Annotated in this window: 4 protein-coding genes; 2 read left to right on the top strand and 2 right to left on the bottom strand. The window is 68.3% G+C overall.

Going from position 1 to position 2,761, the window contains the following annotated elements:
• The coding region (gene lpxK, locus AS156_RS08300) for a tetraacyldisaccharide 4'-kinase (protein ID WP_245312612.1) at positions 1-742 on the top strand (742 nt) is incomplete at its 5' end.
• Between the two features lie 17 nt (positions 743-759).
• Here lpxK and AS156_RS08295 read toward each other — a convergent pair.
• Entirely contained in the window at positions 760-987 is a 228-nt protein-coding gene (locus tag AS156_RS08295; RefSeq protein ID WP_066502498.1) for a DUF2093 domain-containing protein, read from the bottom strand.
• 186 nt (positions 988-1,173) lie between these two features.
• Between AS156_RS08295 and AS156_RS08290 the strand changes: the two genes are divergently transcribed.
• Positions 1,174-2,007: a dienelactone hydrolase family protein gene (locus AS156_RS08290; protein WP_066502492.1), complete on the top strand. Its 834-nt coding sequence runs from the start codon at positions 1,174-1,176 to the stop codon at positions 2,005-2,007.
• A 58-nt stretch (positions 2,008-2,065) separates the two neighbouring features.
• On the opposite strand, the gene AS156_RS44085 is transcribed toward AS156_RS08290, so the two are convergent.
• A partial coding sequence (locus tag AS156_RS44085) for an exodeoxyribonuclease VII large subunit (protein ID WP_283807910.1) occupies positions 2,066-2,761 on the bottom strand: 696 nt, incomplete at its 5' end.

The following is a 2,761-nucleotide window of genomic DNA, read 5'->3' as shown; positions in this document are numbered from 1 at the left end:
CGCCAGCCACACGGCTGATGATGTCGGCGACGAGCCGCTGATGATGGCGGCGACACTGCCGGTCGTGGTGTCGCGCGCGCGTGCCGAGGGCCTCGCGCTGGCGCGGGCGCAGGGCGCGAGCGTGATCCTGATGGATGACGGCTTCCAGAACCCGTCCGTGGTCAAGGATGCCTCCCTGATCGTGATGGACGGCAATCGCGGGATCGGCAATGGCTGCGTCATTCCGGCCGGACCCCTGCGCGCGCCGCTGCCGCCGCAGCTTGCGCGCACCGATGCGCTGATCGTGGTGGGTGAGGGGAATGCGGCGCAGAACATTGCGGCGGAGCTCGCCTCGCGCGGCAAGCCGGTGCTGGCGGCGCAGCTGAAACCGGACGAAGCTTCATTGGCAGTGCTGCGCGGCAAACGCGCTCTCGCCTTTGCCGGCATTGGCGATCCCGCGCGCTTCTTCAACACGCTGCGGTCAAGCGGGGTCGAGGTCGCGCGGAGCCGTGCCTTCGCCGATCACCACGCCTTCACGAAGGGCGAGATCGACGAACTCGTCGCGGACGCTCGCCGTGACGGCTTGACGCTGGTGACGACGGAAAAGGATTTCGCCCGGCTGCGCGGCGCCGACGGCCCACCTGCCTGGGCAGAGGCGATCGTGCCGTTCGCGGTGACGCTGCAGTTCGCTGATGTGGCCCTGCTGCGGCGCCTGGTGACCGATCAGCTGTTCAAGGCAAAGGAGAGGAGATTGCGCAAGTGAGCCTAGCCTTCGTGAGCCTAGCCTTGCGGCTTGAGCGCACCGGGGAAATGTCGCTGCAGCACGGCGCTCGGGACCGCATAGGCTTCCTGCAGGTCGACGCTCCAGTATTTCAGTTCGTCGAGCGGAATCCGTGCATCGGTGACCGCACAGCGCACATAGGTGCCGGGCGAGATCACGCGGAAATCGCCATCGAGATATTGCACCTGCGCCTCGCCATGGCCCGAGGGACCGAACTTGTTCAGCACGATTGAGCTCTCCGCCTTGCCTCACATGAGGCTTACTGAATGTTCATGAAGCCGTCTATCATACATAGGGCGGCGTGTCCGTCCGTTAAACCACCGACTTGTGATCATTTGGCGGCGGACGCGCATGGTAGCCTTGCAGCCATGGTTCGCTGTGTTTCCAGGGCCATAACGAGCCGGCCGGATCGGATGCGCCTCAAGTCAGTCTTCACCTTTCTGACGATTTTCGCCGCGCCGGTCGCGGCCGCGGCGCCACTTCCGGCCCCGCATCAGGTCGAGATCCCCGAAGGCACCGTCACGCTGCATGCGCAGCTCTACCGGCCCGACGGCGACGGACCGTTTCCGACCGTCATCGCGCTGCATGGCTGCGCCGGTCTCGCCAGCCGCACCGAGCCGGTGCTGCCGCGCTACCGGGACTGGGCCGAGCAGCTGCTGAAGACCGGTCACGCGGTGCTGCTGCCGGACAGCTACGGCTCGCGCGAGCTCGGCCCGCAGTGCCGCATCAAGGAGCATCAGGTCCTGATCCGCCGCCAGCGCGTCGCCGACATCAATGCGGCGCGGCAGTGGCTGGCGCAGCAGAAATGGGTGGCGCGCAGCCGCATCAGCCTGGTGGGTTGGGGCAACGGCGCCGCCGCCTTGCTTTGGGCGGTGCGGCCGCAATTGTGGTCGCGTAACATCGAGCCGGATTTCCGCTCGGCGATCGCGTTCTATCCGGATTGCCGCACCTCGTCCGGTCTCGGCTGGAGCGCGCGGGTGCCGACGCTGGTGCTGATCGGCGGGCGCGACGACGTCTCCTCACCACTGGCCTGTCACCAGATGGTCGACGGCGCGCGCGGCCGCAGTGCGCTTGCCAGGATCGTGGTCTATCCCGAGGCCTATCATGGCTTCGATCGCGCCAACGTGCCGCTGCGCGCGATCGGCGTCTCGTCCGATGCCGCGACCATCGAGCACGGTCACGTCGGAACCGACGCGGATGCCCGCAAGGACGCGCAAAAGCGCGTCGCCGAATGGCTCGCGCGGTAGAGCGTTTCGCGCGAGGTGGACACCAGCTCGCGTGAAGAAAACGCGTCAAGGCAAGAATCTAGAACAGGCTGCCTTGATCGACCGGGTTGACGATCCGCTTGGGCGCTGCGGGCTTGGTCTCGCGAGGTGCCTTGGGCTCGCCGGGCGTTTTGGGCTCGCTCGCGGGCGCGGCGGCTGTCGCCGGCGGCCGGTCGGCATCGGCGGTGGCGGCGACGCGGCCGTCCGCGAACTCGATCGAGAGATTGGCGCCCGGCCCCACGGCGGTAGCCGAATGAACCGCATGGCCGTGCTCGTCACGCACCAGCGCAAAGCCGCGCGCCAGCACGCCGCGATAGGACAGCGCCGACAGCAACTGCCCGCTATGGGCAACGCGCGCCTCGAGCCGTTGCATCGCGGTTGCGAGCGCACGGCGGGCGCGCTCGGCGAGGCGGTGGGCGCGCTCCAGATCGCGCGCGATCGCGGTGCGCTGCGCCTTCGCGTTGGCGAGCTTCGAGGCTTTCAGCCGGATCTCGAGCCCGGCAAACCGCTCGCGCCGGCGATGCAGCAGCGAGCGCGCCGACAGGTCGATGCGTTCGCCCGATGCGGTCAGCCGCTGCCGCGCATGGGCGACCTGGCCGCGCAGCACGCCGATGGTGAGCCGTGCGCTGCTGGCGGCAAAGCGGCGGAAATGCGCGTGCGTGTTGGCCTTCAGCCCGCGCGGCAATCCCGCGCCGAGGTGATCGAGCCGCTGTCTGGGGATCGCGAGCAACTCGTT

The organism is Bradyrhizobium macuxiense (assembly GCF_001542415.1).
Lineage (GTDB): Bacteria > Pseudomonadota > Alphaproteobacteria > Rhizobiales > Xanthobacteraceae > Bradyrhizobium > Bradyrhizobium macuxiense.
Note: the sequence above shows the minus strand (reverse complement) of the source record. Positions and strands in the feature narration are given on the sequence as shown.